Annotated in this window: 14 protein-coding genes; 8 read left to right on the top strand and 6 right to left on the bottom strand. The window is 60.1% G+C overall.

Annotated elements, in window-relative coordinates; all coding sequences use genetic code 11:
• Positions 1-224: 224 nt before the first annotated feature.
• The 4 genes from A9762_RS15150 to A9762_RS15135 all read right to left on the bottom strand — a co-directional run bounded on the left by A9762_RS15150 (position 225) and on the right by A9762_RS15135 (position 5,700).
• Positions 225-2,504 carry a TonB-dependent receptor gene (locus tag A9762_RS15150; RefSeq protein WP_083253970.1) on the bottom strand — a complete coding sequence of 760 codons (2,280 nt, stop codon included), beginning with the start codon at positions 2,502-2,504 and terminating at the stop codon, positions 225-227.
• 188 nt (positions 2,505-2,692) lie between these two features.
• Positions 2,693-3,385, bottom strand: a complete 693-nt coding sequence (locus A9762_RS15145) for a FecR family protein (RefSeq protein ID WP_069342840.1) — start codon at positions 3,383-3,385, stop codon at positions 2,693-2,695.
• A gap of 216 nt (positions 3,386-3,601) precedes the next feature.
• Positions 3,602-4,261 (bottom strand): sigma-70 family RNA polymerase sigma factor, encoded by a 660-nt coding sequence (locus A9762_RS28160; protein ID WP_240493577.1) that lies wholly within the window; start codon positions 4,259-4,261, stop codon positions 3,602-3,604.
• A 59-nt stretch (positions 4,262-4,320) separates the two neighbouring features.
• Complete coding sequence (locus A9762_RS15135; RefSeq protein WP_069342838.1) at positions 4,321-5,700, bottom strand: NAD-dependent succinate-semialdehyde dehydrogenase; 1,380 nt, start codon at positions 5,698-5,700, stop codon at positions 4,321-4,323.
• A gap of 281 nt (positions 5,701-5,981) precedes the next feature.
• Here A9762_RS15135 and A9762_RS15130 point away from each other — a divergent pair, with 281 nt between their 5' ends.
• From A9762_RS15130 to A9762_RS15100, 7 genes are all read left to right on the top strand, one after another.
• Positions 5,982-6,866 (top strand): LysR substrate-binding domain-containing protein, encoded by an 885-nt coding sequence (locus A9762_RS15130; RefSeq protein WP_069342837.1) that lies wholly within the window; start codon positions 5,982-5,984, stop codon positions 6,864-6,866.
• 134 nt (positions 6,867-7,000) lie between these two features.
• Complete coding sequence (locus tag A9762_RS15125) at positions 7,001-8,251, top strand: CaiB/BaiF CoA-transferase family protein (protein WP_069342836.1); 1,251 nt, start codon at positions 7,001-7,003, stop codon at positions 8,249-8,251.
• 155 nt (positions 8,252-8,406) lie between these two features.
• On the top strand, positions 8,407-9,222 hold the full coding sequence (locus tag A9762_RS15120; protein ID WP_139133249.1) for an enoyl-CoA hydratase-related protein: 816 nt from the start codon (positions 8,407-8,409) through the stop codon (positions 9,220-9,222).
• Between the two features lie 100 nt (positions 9,223-9,322).
• On the top strand, positions 9,323-10,699 hold the full coding sequence (locus tag A9762_RS15115) for an MFS transporter (RefSeq protein WP_069342835.1): 1,377 nt from the start codon (positions 9,323-9,325) through the stop codon (positions 10,697-10,699).
• A 306-nt stretch (positions 10,700-11,005) separates the two neighbouring features.
• On the top strand, positions 11,006-11,632 hold the full coding sequence (locus A9762_RS15110; protein ID WP_069342834.1) for a hypothetical protein: 627 nt from the start codon (positions 11,006-11,008) through the stop codon (positions 11,630-11,632).
• Between the two features lie 50 nt (positions 11,633-11,682).
• The gene (locus A9762_RS15105; RefSeq protein WP_240493576.1) at positions 11,683-12,549 is read left to right on the top strand and encodes a cytochrome b/b6 domain-containing protein; all 867 of its coding nucleotides are present in this window, start codon (positions 11,683-11,685) and stop codon (positions 12,547-12,549) included.
• Complete coding sequence (locus tag A9762_RS15100; protein WP_069342832.1) at positions 12,546-13,322, top strand: molybdopterin-binding protein; 777 nt, start codon at positions 12,546-12,548, stop codon at positions 13,320-13,322. Before A9762_RS15105 ends, A9762_RS15100 begins: the two co-directional genes overlap by 4 nt.
• 36 nt (positions 13,323-13,358) lie before the next feature.
• Here the strand turns inward: A9762_RS15100 and A9762_RS15095 are convergent, their stop codons facing one another.
• A complete protein-coding gene (locus A9762_RS15095) occupies positions 13,359-13,952 on the bottom strand; it encodes a TetR/AcrR family transcriptional regulator (protein WP_206093585.1) in 594 nt (197 codons plus the stop codon).
• A 203-nt stretch (positions 13,953-14,155) separates the two neighbouring features.
• On the opposite strand from A9762_RS15095, the gene A9762_RS15090 reads away from it, so the two are divergent.
• Positions 14,156-14,554, top strand: coding sequence for a RidA family protein (locus A9762_RS15090; RefSeq protein WP_069342830.1), 399 nt, complete (start codon positions 14,156-14,158; stop codon positions 14,552-14,554).
• Positions 14,555-14,658: 104 nt separating this feature from the next.
• Here A9762_RS15090 and A9762_RS15085 read toward each other — a convergent pair whose 3' ends face one another.
• Positions 14,659-14,910 (bottom strand): hypothetical protein, encoded by a 252-nt coding sequence (locus A9762_RS15085; protein ID WP_069342829.1) that lies wholly within the window; start codon positions 14,908-14,910, stop codon positions 14,659-14,661.
• Positions 14,911-14,974 lie beyond the last annotated feature (64 nt).

Raw genomic sequence — 14,974 nt, 5'->3', positions numbered from 1 at the left:
GCGCTCAGGCGAGTCGGTCCGGGTACCAATACAACCGTGGGAAAAGAGGTGAGCTGGCACGTAGCGAAAACAAAAAGGATAACGACCGAAATGTCATTCGGCGTTAAATGGCAGTGCCGATAGATGCGAGTGATTATCATTTCATGAGAGATCTTCGTCAATAGCCCGATCTCGTCATGCGCGATCCGCAGGGATTACCGTGAGATCGCGCACCTGACGCCGAATCAGAGGTCGAACTGCGCAGTCAGCCAGAAGGTTCTTGGCTTGCCGGGCCAGGCGCCATTGATGTCCGGGTCACCGGCAGCCCAGTATCGACGGTCCGTAAGATTCTGCACCGAGAGCGCAAACGTCGTCGGTACGCCGGTGAGCGTCGTACGGTATTTGGCGCCGGCATCGAAGCGGACATAGCCGGGCATCCAGCTCGTGTTCTGAGCGTTCAGCGCACGACGGCCCACCAGATAAGCACCGGCATTCAGACTAAGTCCCTGGACGACCGGCACACGATAATCCAGGAAAAGATTGGCCTGGAACTTCGGCACATCGGCAATCTGTTTCCCCGAGACACTGGGGTCAGCGGGATTGTCGGCGTCAGTGTGCAGATAGGCAGCCCCTGCGATCAGTGACAAATCGCGCGTAAGGCGGCCGTTCGCCGTGACCTCGACCCCGGTGTGACGTTGCTTGCCGCCTTGCACCGTGAAGTTGTCGCTATTACGGTATTGAAGCGTCTTCTCCAGTCGAAATGCCGCAGCGGTCAGCAGCAGATCCGGTGTGAGAGCACTCTTGAGGCCGATCTCATATTGTTTCGTTTTGAGCGGCGGGAGATTTTCGCCGGCATTGTTGGTGTCGTAACCCGCCGGTCCCGGCTGCTCGAAGCCTTCGGCATAGCTCGCGTAGGTCGACACAGCCGGCGTCAGTTTAAAGGTGACGCCGAATGACGGCGCATTGATGCTCGCCTCCTGCGACGTACCGGCGCCCTTCGCCGGATAGCTGTCGTTGCGGTAATTGACGTGACGCAGACCGAGCATGACGTCCCAACGCGGGGTCAGTGAAACGATATCGCTCACGAACACGCTTGGCTGGTAATTTTTCGAGAAGTTCTTTTTCGGAAATGCCAGATTGTCAGGTGCAGGCGAGTAGACCGGATTGTAAATATTGCCTACCGTCGTGGGCAGCACCGTGAAGCCCGACTCGACGGCCTGGAAGTTTCGGGTCGACACACCAGCCACCATTTGATGCTTGATCGGGCCCGTATCGAAGCTGCCGCTGACGTATGTGTCTGTCGACAGCACCCGGAAATTCTGATCCGGGTTCAGGTAAATGTCGCCGGAGAGGATGTTGCCGCTCGGTGCAACGTTATAGATGTCGGGGAAGGCAGCTACGCGCGCGTTATACGACTGTGCAACACGTGCGGTGACCTTCCAACGGTCGTTGAACTTGTAATTGAAATCCGCGCCGATGTTGTACGTTTTCGTTTCGTACTGCAGCCACGGCTGACCGAGCAACACGCGAGGATCGAGCGGCGCCGGCAGTTGGCCGTTCAGGTACGGCCCGACGGCAGGCTGCGCCGCTTGCTTGCGTTGCTGATAGTCAAAGTTCAGCTGGAGCAGCGCATCCGGCGTGATGCCGAAATCCAATGCACCACTGATGAATTTTCTCGAGACATCGAGGTTGTGACCAAAATCGCCGGTTTTCTCACCCGCGACCGTGAATCGATAACCTATCTTGCCATCGACCAGCGGGCCGCCGGTGTCGACGCTCGCGTAATAGCCATCATGGTCGCGCACACCGGTTTTGATCGTGGTGAAGCGATCTCGCGTCGGGCGCTTGATGACGTAGTTGATCGTGCCGCCCGGCGAATTGATCCCGTACAGAAAGCCGGACGGCCCCTTCATGATGTCGACCTGTTCGACATTCTCCAGCGGAATCTCGTAGTAAGGCGCGACAGACATACCGTCTCGACGCACCGTATTCGTCCAATCCACGAAGAAACCGCGAATGCGCACGGTTTCGTAGGCGCCCGCCTGTGTGGCGTCCTGAATGGAGGGGTCGTTCTTGACGACATCCATCAACGTGCGAGCATCTTGCGTGTTCATCAACTCGCTGTTGTAGGACTGGATGGAAAAGGGCAGGTCTTCTGGCCGTTTGGTACCCAGCGCCCCGACGCTCACGCCATCCGACGCATAGAGAGACGGACGCGATGCGAAAACATTGGACTCGGCTAACCGAATAGGTGAAGCCTCCGCGCCGGTCGACGTGCCCGGCTGCCGAACCACGAAACTGCGCTCCCCCGAGGACTCGACGACGAGCCCTGAACCTTCGGTCAGCGCCCTGAGGGCTTCGCCAACCGAATAATTACCTTTGATTGCTGGTGCGGTGCGCGCCTGCGTCATGTCCGTGGAGAAAAGGATCTGCGCCCCGGACTGTCGAGCCACCGCGTTCAGTGCGCGATCGAGCCGTTGCGCAGGCATGTCGAACGCCACACTGGCCGACTGCGCGTGCGCCATGGCAAAAAACACGCTGGATGCCGCGAAGGCGCACAAGCGAAGCCGGAATGCCCGGCGACGGCTCCAATTTCCGTATTCCACAATTTCCCCCTGGATTCTTCTTGATGTGACCCGACGACATCAGGTCTTCACTAGGGATGGCGAATCGGAGATCGGGAATGTAGACGTTCAGTAACAATTTGTTACATTTATCGCCGGGTAGCGATAACGTAGCTGCCGTCCATTTGGCGCGTCACAGAGACAGGGAGCACTGAAGGTAAGGCACGCAGCATGTCGTCCAGCCCATCGATGTTGTACTGACCGGACAATCGCAGCCGAGCAGCGGCCGAATCCTTGATGACGATGCGATGGGACTGGTAACGCTGCATCTGGGCAATCGCTTCGGCGAGCGACACGCCGTCGAACACGAGACGCCCGTCCTTCCATGCCATCTGGGCAGACGCGTCAACAGGCTCAACGGGTCCCAGCCGATCGTCTTGCACGACGAGTCCCTGATTGGCGAGCAACGACGCCGATTGAGACGCCACGACGACTTTGACTTCCCCATGCTGGACGACGATTTGCGTGCCGCCATCGGTGCGACGCACGCTGAATAGCGTGCCAATGTCGTGAATCCGAACGTCACCCACGGCAACCGAAAATGGACGCCACGTTTGTCCCACATCCATCGCCGCCGCCCCGCGTTCAAGCCGCAGTTCTCTGGAACGCACATGCCACTGGACTGTGACTTGCGACGACGCGTCGAGCGACAAATGCGTGCCGTCCGCCAACGTCCATGTCTTGGGGGAGACCGACTGTGTCGCCATCACCTCGGTCTTGTAGGCCGGGTTGAGATACACGACGGCACATGCGGCGACAGCCGCAATCACTGCGGCTGTCACCCGCTTCGTCCTGGTCCGCCTTCTGGACTGGGCTGCCTGACGCAACAAGGTATCGCGATCGGGAAACCGTGCGATCAATTGCGCTCGAAAGGGATCCAGATCGGGTTGCGCACGCTGATGCGGTTCGCTCGCCCGGGACTCGCCAATGTCTTCATTGGATGAAGTGGGGCGCCGATGATCGGGGTTAGCCATGGGCACGAAGGAGAGAGGCGAGTATCAAGTCAGGCAAAGCCCGGGCGTTTGTTCAGGCGGCTCGGCATGCGAGACCGAATGGGCGCTGTCATGTACGAGGGCAGGGCAAGTCGGCTCGACAAAAACAAGCGCGATCTCTTGCATGGCCCGACTCATATGCTTGGCCACCATGCTCCGTGAGATACCCATATGGATCGCGACTTCCGCCTGAGGCAGTTCGTGCAGGCCATGCAGCAGAAAAACGAGACGGCACCGTTCAGGCAAAGCGCTGATAGTCTGCTCCAGACGGTACAGCAACTCCATGAACTCAAGATGGGCGAGTCCGTCAACGTTATCGGCTCGGGTATCCGGCATTTCCGCCGTACTCGTTTGCCACGTCTGCAACCGGTCGGACGCACGCGCGAGATCGATAGCCCGGTGGGTCGATGCCGTACGCAAAAACGCCAGTGGCGTGACGATCGTGTCCTGCGGCGGATTCTCGATCAGGCCCAGGCACACGTCATGAACGACGTCGTTTGCAAAGCCCCTACCGCCAAAGCGACGACGCACATGATCGACAAGCTCATCGTAATGACGAACCAGAGCGGCAATAAGCGGCGAAACGCGTGAGTCCGGCAGGGAGCGCACGATAACCTGAGGATCTGGACAAAAGATCGCGCAATTATAAATGCGAATCGTTTGCAAATGAGAGTGATTTCTAAAAAACCTCCGAACGAGCGTAACCGCGAGACAACCCCATCCCCCTACTTGTCGAGGCCGCTCATCAGAATGTATTTGACCTCGACATATTCTTCGATGCCGTAATGGCTGCCTTCTCGTCCGTAGCCCGAATGCTTCACGCCGCCGAAGGGCACGGACGCCGTGCCGACCGAGCCAGTATTGAGAATCACCATGCCCGCGTCGATGCCCTTTGACATGCGGAAAGCGCGGGCGAGGTCGCGGGTGAAGACGTAAGCGACCAGCCCGTATTCGGTGCTGTTGGCGCGCGCAACGACCTCGTCTTCCGATGAGAAGCGATAGATCGGGAAGACCGGGCCGAAAATTTCCGTGCCGGCAATCTGCATGCGGTCATTGAGCTCGGTGAGGATCGTCGGCTCATAGAACAGGCCCCCTCTGGCATGCGGTTTTCCACCGAGCACGACGTGCGCCCCCTCCGTCCGAGACTGCTCGACGAGCGCAGCCACCTTGTCCAGTCCGGCCTGATTGATCATGGGGCCAACCACAGATTCGTCCTGCATGCCCTGGTCCACGCGGATGTTTGCAACGCGTCGGGCGACTTCGCTGACGAAGCGGTCGTGGATGCTGTCGTGAACGAAAATCCGGTTCGGCGAAATACAGACCTGGCCCGAGTTGCGCAGCTTCGCGCCGACGAGACTCGCAACGGCGTTGTCGAAACTCGCGTCGTCGAAGACGATGAAAGGCGCGTTGCCGCCGAGTTCCAGCGTCATCTTCTTGAGATCCTGACCGCACGCGCTGGCGAGCAACTTGCCCACGGCCGTCGAGCCGGTGAAGGAGATCTTCCGAATACGCGTGTCGCCCGTGAAGACTTCGCCGATCTCCTTCGGGTTGCCCGTGACCATCTCGAAGACGCCCTCGGGAATGCCCGCTTTGCGCGCGTACTCCAGCAACTTGTAGGCGGTCAGGGGCGTGAGCTCCGAGGGCTTGATGATCATGGTGCAACCGGCCGCCAGCGCAGTGGCGATCTTCCGGGTGATCATCATGAACGGGAAGTTCCACGGCGTAATCGCGGCTGTCGGCCCGGCCGGTTCCTTCGTGACGATGACCTGTGCGTTGGCGGCGTGGGTCGGAATCGTATCGCCATAAACGCGCTTGGCCTCCTCCGCATACCACTCGATAAAGCCGAGACCGTAGTCGATCTCGCCCATGGCATCGGAGAGACACTTGCCGTTTTCTCTCACCATGATTTCGGCGAAAGCACGTTTGTCGTCGCGCACGAGTTCGAACCACTTGCGCAGCAGTTCGCTGCGCTCCCTGGCGAGCTTGCGCGACCACGCGGGGAAAGCATTGCAGGTACGATCGACGGCGGCTTTGACTTCGTCGAGTGAGAGTTCCGGGGCTTCACCAACGAGCGAACCGTCAGCAGGATTGTGAACTTGAATCATGGCGAGTCTTCCTTGGTAGCAGGGCAGGGGTGCGAGATGAATACTAGGGACGGCCACATGTGACGACAATGAGAGAACGTCTATGGTTATTGCCTAATCCTATAAATCCGTCGAACACGGATTCAGAGACCGAGTGAGGTTGTGGAGAGTTTTGGCAGGGACGTAAACGCCGTCTGCCGATGAGATCGTGGAATGGCACGGCGGTGTGAGCGACGAATATTGCCCATTTGTTCGATGTGGCAGAGAATCTCGTCAACCCTTCTCAAGCCTGGACCTTGCCAATGGACCATCGAGAGTCGCTTCCCCCGTTAAACCCCGCACGTGCTTTCGAGGCGACGGGCCGCCTGCTGAGCATTTCAAAAGCGGCCAATGAGCTGGCGGTCACGCCGGCGGCCGTCAGCCGACAAGTCCGAACGCTTGAGCAGTACCTCGGGGTCGAGTTGTTCGAGCGGGTGAAAGGGCGGCTGGAACTGACCGCCGCCGGGGCGAGTTATCTGGCGGAGTTGATGCCGGTCTTCGCTGCGCTTCGGGACGCGACCACCAGCCTGCGCTCCTCCGGACGCCGCGCAAGCGTACTGAAGATCCGCTCCCCGGCAACGTTCGCCGTGAGATGGCTGATTCCCCGACTGGCTAATTTCCACCGGCAGCACGCCGATATCGAAGTGCAACTCACGACTTCGCCGGCACCGCTCAACTTTGCTCGCGAAGATATCGACGGCGGCATTCAACTTGGCGACGGTGACTGGCCGGGCGTCGAAGTGCAACGACTCATGCGCAATGTCCTCGTTCCGGTCACCGCGCCGTCGCACCCGGTCAAGCGTGGCGCGCAACTTCAGGGAGAAACGCTATTGCACTCGCTGGCGCGTCCCGAGGACTGGCAACTTTGGCTCAAGGCGGCAGGCATGCCACTGAACGCGCGACGACGGGAAATGCGCTACGAGACATCCTTGCTCGCCTATCAGGCGGCGATTGAAGGGCACGGCGTCGCCATTGCGCAAGAGGCACTCGTACGCCCGGAGTTGAGCCAGGGCACGCTCGTCGCCCCGTTCGCTTTTCAACTGGACCGCGGCGCACACACCTACTACTTCGCGTGGCCGGCAAAGCGCCGGTCGTCGGCAGCGCTCGAAATCTTTCGGGACTGGCTGGTAACGCTCGTAGCTGAGTAGTACGCCGCGGCACACCCTTTAACAAAAAGTCAAAGCATCGCTTCGAAAAAGTCGATTGTTGCTCGCGAGCACGCTCCCTATGCTCGTCTCATGGCTTGGCATTCCGGCAAGTCAAGGAGACAGGACAATCGAAAATGTTAAGAGACAGCCTAAGTGGCGTGCGCGTACTCGACTTCTCGCACGTCCTTGCCGGTCCGGTGTGTTCGATGACACTCGCGGATCTGGGTGCGCACGTCGTCAAGATCGAGCCCCCTGAAGGCGAGCTTGGCCGCAAGATCGGGCCGCCCTGGGTGAACGGAGAAAGCCCCGTATTCATCAGCGTCAACCGCAACAAGTTGAGCGCTTCCATCGATCTGAAAACCGATGCGGGCCGACGCGTGATCCGCAGAATGCTCGGCGACGCCGACGTGCTCGTCGAGAACTTCCGACCGGGTGTCATGGCGTCGATGGGACTGTCCTTCGAGGCGGTACGCGAGATCAACCCGCAACTCGTTTATTGCTCCGTCTCCGCCTTCGGTCAGAACGGTGCCAATCGCACGCGTCCCGGTGTCGACGGCATCATTCAGGCGGCGAGCGGCCTGATGAGCACACTGGGTTCAACCAACGCCGATCCCCTGAAAGTGCCAGTGCCGATTGCCGATATGCTCGGCGGCTATCTGGCAGCGCTCGCCATCCTCGCCGCACTCCATCGTGTGCGCGACGGCAAAGGCGGCGCATACCTCGACGTCAGTCTCTACAACGCGACGGTGATGTTGCAGCAAATCGGCTTCGCGTCGTTCTTCGCCTCCGGTCGAAACCCGGACAAGGTCGGAAGCGCCGCGCCCTATGCGGCGCCGAACGAGGCCTATCCGACCCAAGACGGCTGGATGGTCGTCGTCGCCTATCACCCGGCGCGATGGACGGCGCTGTGCGAAGAACTGGATATGTCGTGGTTAGCGTCGGATCCGAGATTTTCGACCAATGACGAGCGCGTGCGCCACCGGGCAGCCCTGCACGAGTTGCTCGCATCAAAGTTCACCGGGCACACCACGGCCGACTGGATGGCACGACTCTGCGCTCGCGACATTATTTGCGCGCCCGTTGCGACATACAGCGACGTCATGGCGTCGGAAGAGTATTCGCAGAGCGGGCTCGCGTCGACGATGGACCACCCCATTGCCGGGCGCATTCGAACCCATCGATTTGCCTTGAGTGCGGCCGACGATGCGACCGGGCATGTCGATCTTGCGGCGCCGATAAACGGCGAACACACGCGGCAAGTCCTCCAGAGCTACGGCATCAGCGATGCCGAAATCGCGGAGCTGCTTGACATCGGCGCGATTCGGGCGAGCGCGATGCCTCCGACACGCCCCAACGATCATGGGGCCGGAAGGCTTGCCGTTTGAACGTCGATGGTTTCAGGCGGGGTTTGTGCTGATCGACCAGAGGGAGCGGATGTCCGCGTTTCCCGAACGTCGCCCCGCGAGATTTCTGAATCGCTGAACGTGCGGGAAAAACGTCATCCCGGCGTAATCGCAGGTTTTTGGAGGAGGTGCAGGTCGTGTCAACACAAGTTGCTGAGAAGGAGTTCCTGGTTCTGACGTCATTTGATGCCGGGGTTTTGACGATAACGCTCAACGCTGCCCAGAACGGCAATGCGCTCACGGTGGCGATGACCGAAGCGCTTTCGACCGAGCTCGAAGCGATTGCGCATCGTCGCGATGTGCGTTGCGTGCTGTTGCGTTCGTCGGCGAAGCATTTCTGCACCGGCGGAAACGTGAAAGACATGCAAAGCGGGCGCGATCTGATGGACGGCGGCATCGAAGCCGTACGCGATCGTCTGCTGGGGAGTTTGCATCGCATCACCCGAGCACTCAACGACATGGAGGTTCCGTCGGTTTGCGCGGTCAACGGAGCGGCGATTGGCGCTGGTTTCGATCTGGCGTTGATGTGCGATATCCGGGTGGCAGGGCAGAGCGCCGTGTTCGCCGAGAGTTTTCTGCGTCTTGGGCTCGTGTCGGGAATCGGGGGCGCCTGGTTTCTCAATCGCGTGGTCGGGCCTGCCAAGGCGCTGGAAATGACGCTCACCAGCGAATTCATCGATGCCGCGCAAGCCGAACGCCTGGGCATCGTGACCAGGGTGGCGCCCGACGATCGTCTGGACGCCGAGACGCTGGCGTTGGCGCAGCGAATCGCCGCACATCCGCCCGGAGCCGCACGCATGGCTAAACGGTTGGTGCGGGAATCGGCGTCCGCTTCGCTGCCCGTCGCGCTCGAAATGGCCGCGAGCATGCAGGCCATTCTGCTTTGTGGAAGCGAACACAAGGAGGCGGTGACGCGATTTATCGAAACCAGAGCGGCAGGAAAGCAGACCTGAGAAGCGCCGTTGCAAGCGCCGTACGGAATGTAGCCATCAAAGAGCCGAGGTCGCGAATGCGCGACGCAACGGCCAATGAATCAGTATCCAGGAGACACCTATGTTCTACGATCAACGGCCCGGGCATGCCGGGCCCGGCATGCTTCGTCTCATTGCGAGCGCGAGTGTCGGCACCATGCTCGAGTACTACGATTTCTTCATCTATGTCGCACTGACGTCAACATTGACCGGGTTGTTCCTGCCATCGGCAGACCGCGTCGTGGCCGCGCTGGCAGGCGTTGCGACATTCGGCATTGCCTACGTCGCCCGACCGGTCGGAACGCTGATTTTCAGCCCCATGTCCGACAGGGTCGGACGAAAGAAGACGTTTGTCGTCACCCTCCTGATGATGGGCGCAGCAACTGTCGGCATCGGATGTCTGCCGACGTATGCGGCCATCGGTGCGGCGGCGCCCATCGCGCTGCTGACGCTGCGGATCATCCAGGGTGTCGCACTTGGCGGAGAGTACGGCTCGGCGGTCGTCTACGTCATGGAGCATGCGCAAGCCGGGCGCAAGGGCATGGCGACAAGCGTGCTTCAAAGCACCGCAAGCGTCGGGCTGTTACTTGCCTTGCTGATCGTCTCCGCGCTCAAGTGGCTGCTCGATCCTGCAAGCTTCCTGTCCTGGGGATGGCGCGTTCCGTTCCTCGTTTCCGCCCCGATTGTCGGCGTCGCAACATGGATTCGCCTGGGGATGAAGGAAACGCCGATCTTCTCCGAGCTCAAGAACGCCGGCTTGCTTTCGGCGACGCCACTTCAGGACACGCTCAAGAGCAAGACTTCGTGGAAGGCGATCTTTGTCGCGATGTTCGGTGCGCAGGGCGCGACGTCGGTGTCGCTGTACACGTCGATCGTCTACATGCTTTATTTCCTCGAGAACGTTCTGAAAGTCGAGCCGACGAGGGCGAGTCTTTGCCTCGGCATTGCGATTGTGATCGCGGCGCCCACGTACCCGTTGTTCGGGCGACTGTCCGACGCCATCGGGCGAGCCAAAGTTATCTTGATCGGCATCGTGCTCTGGGCCATCGCGGCTTACCCGTGCTTTGCCGGTATCCGGACCTACGTGCTCGCGGCGCAGTGGTCTTATGTGACGGCGCTCATTACGGTGCTTGCGCTCCTCACCGCCATGATCATGGCGCCGCTGCCCGCTTTCATTGCCGAATCGTTCCCGCCGCAGAGCCGGACCACCGGATTCGGGCTGTCGCAGCAATTCGGAAACGTGCTGTTCGGCGGGTTTCTTCCGCTGTTCAGTCTGACGCTGGTCAATCTCACGGGGAATCAACTGGCGGGTGTGGCGTATTCGATAGCGTCGATGCTGCCTTGCCTGCTGGTGACTTACTTCTGGGGCCTCAAACAAGACGCTATCGGCCAGCGGGAATCGACAAGCGGCCATCCGCTGAGAACGAAAGCCGAATCGCAACTGCCAGTGCAACAGTAAAGGTGCTGATGTCCTTTACCTCCTGCCTGCGGCTGTCGAACGACGGCACAGGCAGGAGGTGCCAACGAGATGCGGCCGACGATTCAATGGGGTTGACTCAAAACCAACCAACTAGTAGATTGGCAGGCATTGTGATCCTGAGGAAGCGCGTAACGCGCTCATTTTTTGGATTTCGCCGTCAACCAACTAGTTGGTTGATTTATGATTTTCTTTGCTGTCGGAAGGTCACTGGCGCAGCTTTCGATGGCGTTTCTTGCGTGTGTCGCATCGGTGCGGCACACGCCTATAGCGCTCAGGAGATTCAGTATGTCGATTTCAAGTCTTCAGAAATTTCTGGTGGGTAGTTTGGCGGGCGCTGTGCTCAGCGTCAGCGCCATGAGCGTCGCCGTGGCGGCGGATCAGGGCGTGCGTGTGCGCGGTGTGGTGGTCGCGCTGGCGGGCGACAAGCTCGAAGTGAAATCGCGCGAAGGGCAGCAGGTGAGTGTGAAGCTGACGACCGGCTGGATGGTGTCGGCCGTCAAGAAGGCCAGTATCAGCGACATCAAACCGGGCGACTTCGTCGGCATTGCCTCGCTGCCCAAGTCCGAGGGCGGTGACGGCGCGCTGGAAGTCCTGATCTTCCCGCCCGCCATGAAGGGCCGTGGGGAAGGTAGCTTCGGCTGGGATTTGAAGCCGAACAGCTCCATGACCAATGCCACGGTAGGCGACGCCGTGCAGTCCGTGGACGGCAGCGTTGTCACCGTCAAATATCACGGTCAGGAAAAGAAGATCTCGATTCCTAACGGCACACCGGTTGTCACGCTGGCACCCGCGACGGTGAGCGATGTGAAGCCCGGAACGGCGGTGTTTATCCCGACGCAGAAGGATGCCAGCGGTACGCTGTCCGCCGGCCAGTTGATCGTCGGCAAGGACGGTGTTGTACCGCCGATGTAATCGCGCAGGCTGGCGGGCGGTGTCCGTCAGCCTCCCATGCGAGGCTTTTCATGAATTCCCGCAATGCAATGCATGTCAGCGAGGGGGCAACGTCGAAGCCCCCTCGACAGTTCATTCGACGGCACTCCGTCATCGTGCGAATCACGCACTGGCTCAATGTGATCTGTTTGTCCGTGTTGCTGCTTAGCGGACTGCAAATTTTCAATGCCCATCCCAGACTCTACTGGGGGAAGTTCGGCGCGGACGCGGACCACGCGTTACTCGATATTGGATCGCAACAGCGCGCCGACGGGTTGCATGGCTACGTGGCGATCGGTTCGCTTCGCGTCGAGACGACGGGCGTGCTCGGTGTTTCCCGAGAGGCCGGTCAACTCGCTCCCCGAGCGTTCCCCGAGTGGCTGACGATTCCTTCCTACCATGACCTGGGCGCCGGTAGAAACTGGCATTTCACCTTCGCATGGCTGCTGGTCGTCAATGGCGCGATCTACCTTTTGCATGGCCTGTTGCGCGGTCACATTCGCCGCGATCTGCTGCCCGGCGCCGATCAGTTGACGCCGAAACATCTGCGGCAGGAACTCGTCGACCATGCGCGCCTGCGATTCGCCAAAGGCGATGAAGCGCGACGCTATAACGCCTTGCAAAAGCTGACCTATCTCGCCGTAGCGTTAGGTCTGTTGCCGTTGATGGTCCTGACTGGCCTGACGATGTCGCCGGGCATGGACGCTGTCTTTCCGTTCCTGCCCGACTTGTTCGGCGGGCGTCCCTCCGCGCGCACCTTGCACTTCATCACGGCGACGCTGCTGGTGTTGTTCGTTGTCGTTCATGTGCTGATGGTCGTGCTGTCGGGGTTCTGGAACAACATGCGCTCGATGGTCAACGGACGCTACGCCATCGATCGTTCAGGAGAAGTGCAATGAAAACCGGGTTCTCGCGACGTCAATGGCTTACCACGCTGGTCTCCGGCGTGGGGGGCGCGTTGCTTTCCGGGTGTGATCGAATCACGCAGAGCGCTGCGGGCGGTTCCGTGCTGCGCAGCACGGAAAAGCTCACGATGGCGAGCCAGCGAGGGTTGCTTGGACGCCAAGCGATGGCGCCTGAATTCAGCGTTGCCGACCTGTCGCCGGTGTTTCGCGCCAATGGCACCCAAGCGCCGGATTCCGACGAGTACAACCGCTTACTGGCCAACCAATTTGCGGACTGGCGATTGCAGATTCGTGGACTGGTGGAGCAGCCACTGGACTTGACGCTTGCCGATCTGAAGCGCCTGCCGTCACGCACCCAGATTACCCGGCACGACTGTGTCGAGGGCTGGAGCGCCATTGGTCAATGGACAGGGGTGGCGCTCGGGCGGGTGTTGGATGCCGCCCGAGTGAAGCCCGGTGCGCGTTATGTGGTGTTCTATTGCGCAGACGAGCTGGAAGCATCGCTCGATGGCAGCGGACGCTATTACGAGAGTATCGATCTGCTCGACGCCTATCATCCGCAAACGATCCTCGCGTACGGCATGAACGGGCAGGATCTCCCCGTGGCGCACGGCGCGCCGCTGCGCCTGAGAGTCGAGCGGCAGTTAGGTTACAAGCAAGCCAAGTACCTCATGCGAATCGAGGTCGTGACGTCGTTCGACAAGGTCTGGGGCGGCCGGGGCGGGTATTGGGAAGATCGGGGCTACGAGTGGTACGCGGGTATTTGACGTCGATCCGTATCTCCGCATCTCCGTATTGTGCGGTCAGCCTTCGTTCTGAAGCAGTCCGTTCGCCAGATGCCGATACGCCTCGACCGCCTTGGCGAAAACCGCTTTCGGATGTTCGGATGACGCAATCCACATAGCGGCGTTGAGCGCGGCGCCATTGAGCAATCGCGCAGTCGCCTCGGCATCCACCGGCTTGACGACGCCTTCGTCGATCAACGTCTGGATCCCTCGCATCGTCCGCGCCAGACACGCGTTCTGGCTCGGCCATTGCGAGGGATCCCCCAGCACGGCCGGGCCATCGCGCAGCATGATGCGTTGGACCTCCGGCTCCAGCGCCATCCGGATGTAAGCCATGGCCTCAGCCATCAGCTGATTCCACAGCCCCTTTTCCTTGATGCTCAGCGCGTGCGCCTTGTCCGCCATTTCCGTGTCGATCTGGTCCACGACGGCTTGCAGCAGGCCCTTCTTGTCGCCGAAGTTGTGATACAGCGCCCCTCGGGTCAGACCGACCTCGGCGGTGAGTTCGTCCATCGACGCATTCGCATATCCATGCAAGGCAAAGGCACGGCGGGCCGCCTGAATGAGCTTGGCCCGGGTCGCTTCGACCATCTCCGAACGAGTCTTCGCCACAGCAATTTCCTTAATTCAACGAGATAAACAGACGCCCGACATTTTATTTGACATACGTCGCGTATGTTTGCTTAAATTAACATACGCGGCGTATGCAAACCGTTTTGCGGGGAGACACGCTCGTGCGAACGCAATCGCCACCGTCATGACAACGCTGTCAGCGGCGGCGATCCTCGAAGACCTATTGTTTAGAAGACAAGACCATGTCCCAACAACGTCACGCCGTTTTCCCGGCTGGCCGTCAGGCGCTCTATGAAATCAACCGTTACTCCGCCGCCATTCGTTCCGGCGATCTGCTCTTCGTATCGGGGCAGGTAGGCAGTCGCGAAGACGGCTCGCCGGAGCCCGATTTTGCGAAGCAGGTGCAGTTGGCGTTCGACAACCTGAACGCCGTACTCGACGCAGCCGGATGCCGCTTTGACGATGTTGTCGATGTCACGACGTTCCACACCGACCCGCAGGCCCAATGGGACACGCTCAAAGCCATCCGGGAAAAAGAAATTGGCGATGCGCCTTATCCGAACTGGACGGCCGTGGGCGTGAACTGGCTGGCCGGATTCGATTTCGAGATCAAGGTGATCGCGCGCATTCCCAGCGCTTGACGCGGATGTGAGATCAAGCGATTCGACACGAGCGCTTTATCGCGCTCGATGTGTTTTCGATCCGTTCGGCGCAGCCGTCCTCACGGAGATCAGCAACGGATGGCTCAGCGGTAATGCACGACTGTCTTGTTGACGGCAGTCGTGGCTCCACCGGCACCGTCTGTCCTGGCATCGCCGCGCGATGCATTCGCTGACGTCGAACTCGTGGTGGCCGTGGCCTTACGTGCCTGGATGCTCGCAAGACGGGCACGATTGATGACTTCCCAGTCCGGGCCGGCGAACGCCGATGCGGTCATGCCGGCGGCTGCGACGGTGGCGATGATGCGAATAAAGCGGGCGACGTAAATCGATTTCATGATGTATTTCCCGGAGACGCGACATTGTTGGCGTCTTCGTGGGATCGGGCATACCGATGTGCGT

The organism is Pandoraea sp. ISTKB, assembly GCF_001721285.1.
Taxonomy (GTDB): domain Bacteria; phylum Pseudomonadota; class Gammaproteobacteria; order Burkholderiales; family Burkholderiaceae; genus Pandoraea; species Pandoraea capi.
Note: the sequence above shows the minus strand (reverse complement) of the source record. Positions and strands in the feature narration are given on the sequence as shown.

Coding starts and splice junctions, on each gene's coding strand:
- A9762_RS15150 (WP_083253970.1), bottom strand. CDS start 2,504: ATGGCGCACGCGCAGTCGGCCAGTGTGGCGTTCGACATGCCTGCGCAA.
- A9762_RS15085 (WP_069342829.1), bottom strand. CDS start 14,910: ATGAAATCGATTTACGTCGCCCGCTTTATTCGCATCATCGCCACCGTC.
- A9762_RS15105 (WP_240493576.1), top strand. CDS start 11,683: ATGAATTCCCGCAATGCAATGCATGTCAGCGAGGGGGCAACGTCGAAG.
- A9762_RS15125 (WP_069342836.1), top strand. CDS start 7,001: ATGTTAAGAGACAGCCTAAGTGGCGTGCGCGTACTCGACTTCTCGCAC.
- A9762_RS15115 (WP_069342835.1), top strand. CDS start 9,323: ATGTTCTACGATCAACGGCCCGGGCATGCCGGGCCCGGCATGCTTCGT.
- A9762_RS15100 (WP_069342832.1), top strand. CDS start 12,546: ATGAAAACCGGGTTCTCGCGACGTCAATGGCTTACCACGCTGGTCTCC.
- A9762_RS15130 (WP_069342837.1), top strand. CDS start 5,982: ATGGACCATCGAGAGTCGCTTCCCCCGTTAAACCCCGCACGTGCTTTC.
- A9762_RS15110 (WP_069342834.1), top strand. CDS start 11,006: ATGTCGATTTCAAGTCTTCAGAAATTTCTGGTGGGTAGTTTGGCGGGC.
- A9762_RS15135 (WP_069342838.1), bottom strand. CDS start 5,700: ATGATTCAAGTTCACAATCCTGCTGACGGTTCGCTCGTTGGTGAAGCC.
- A9762_RS15090 (WP_069342830.1), top strand. CDS start 14,156: ATGTCCCAACAACGTCACGCCGTTTTCCCGGCTGGCCGTCAGGCGCTC.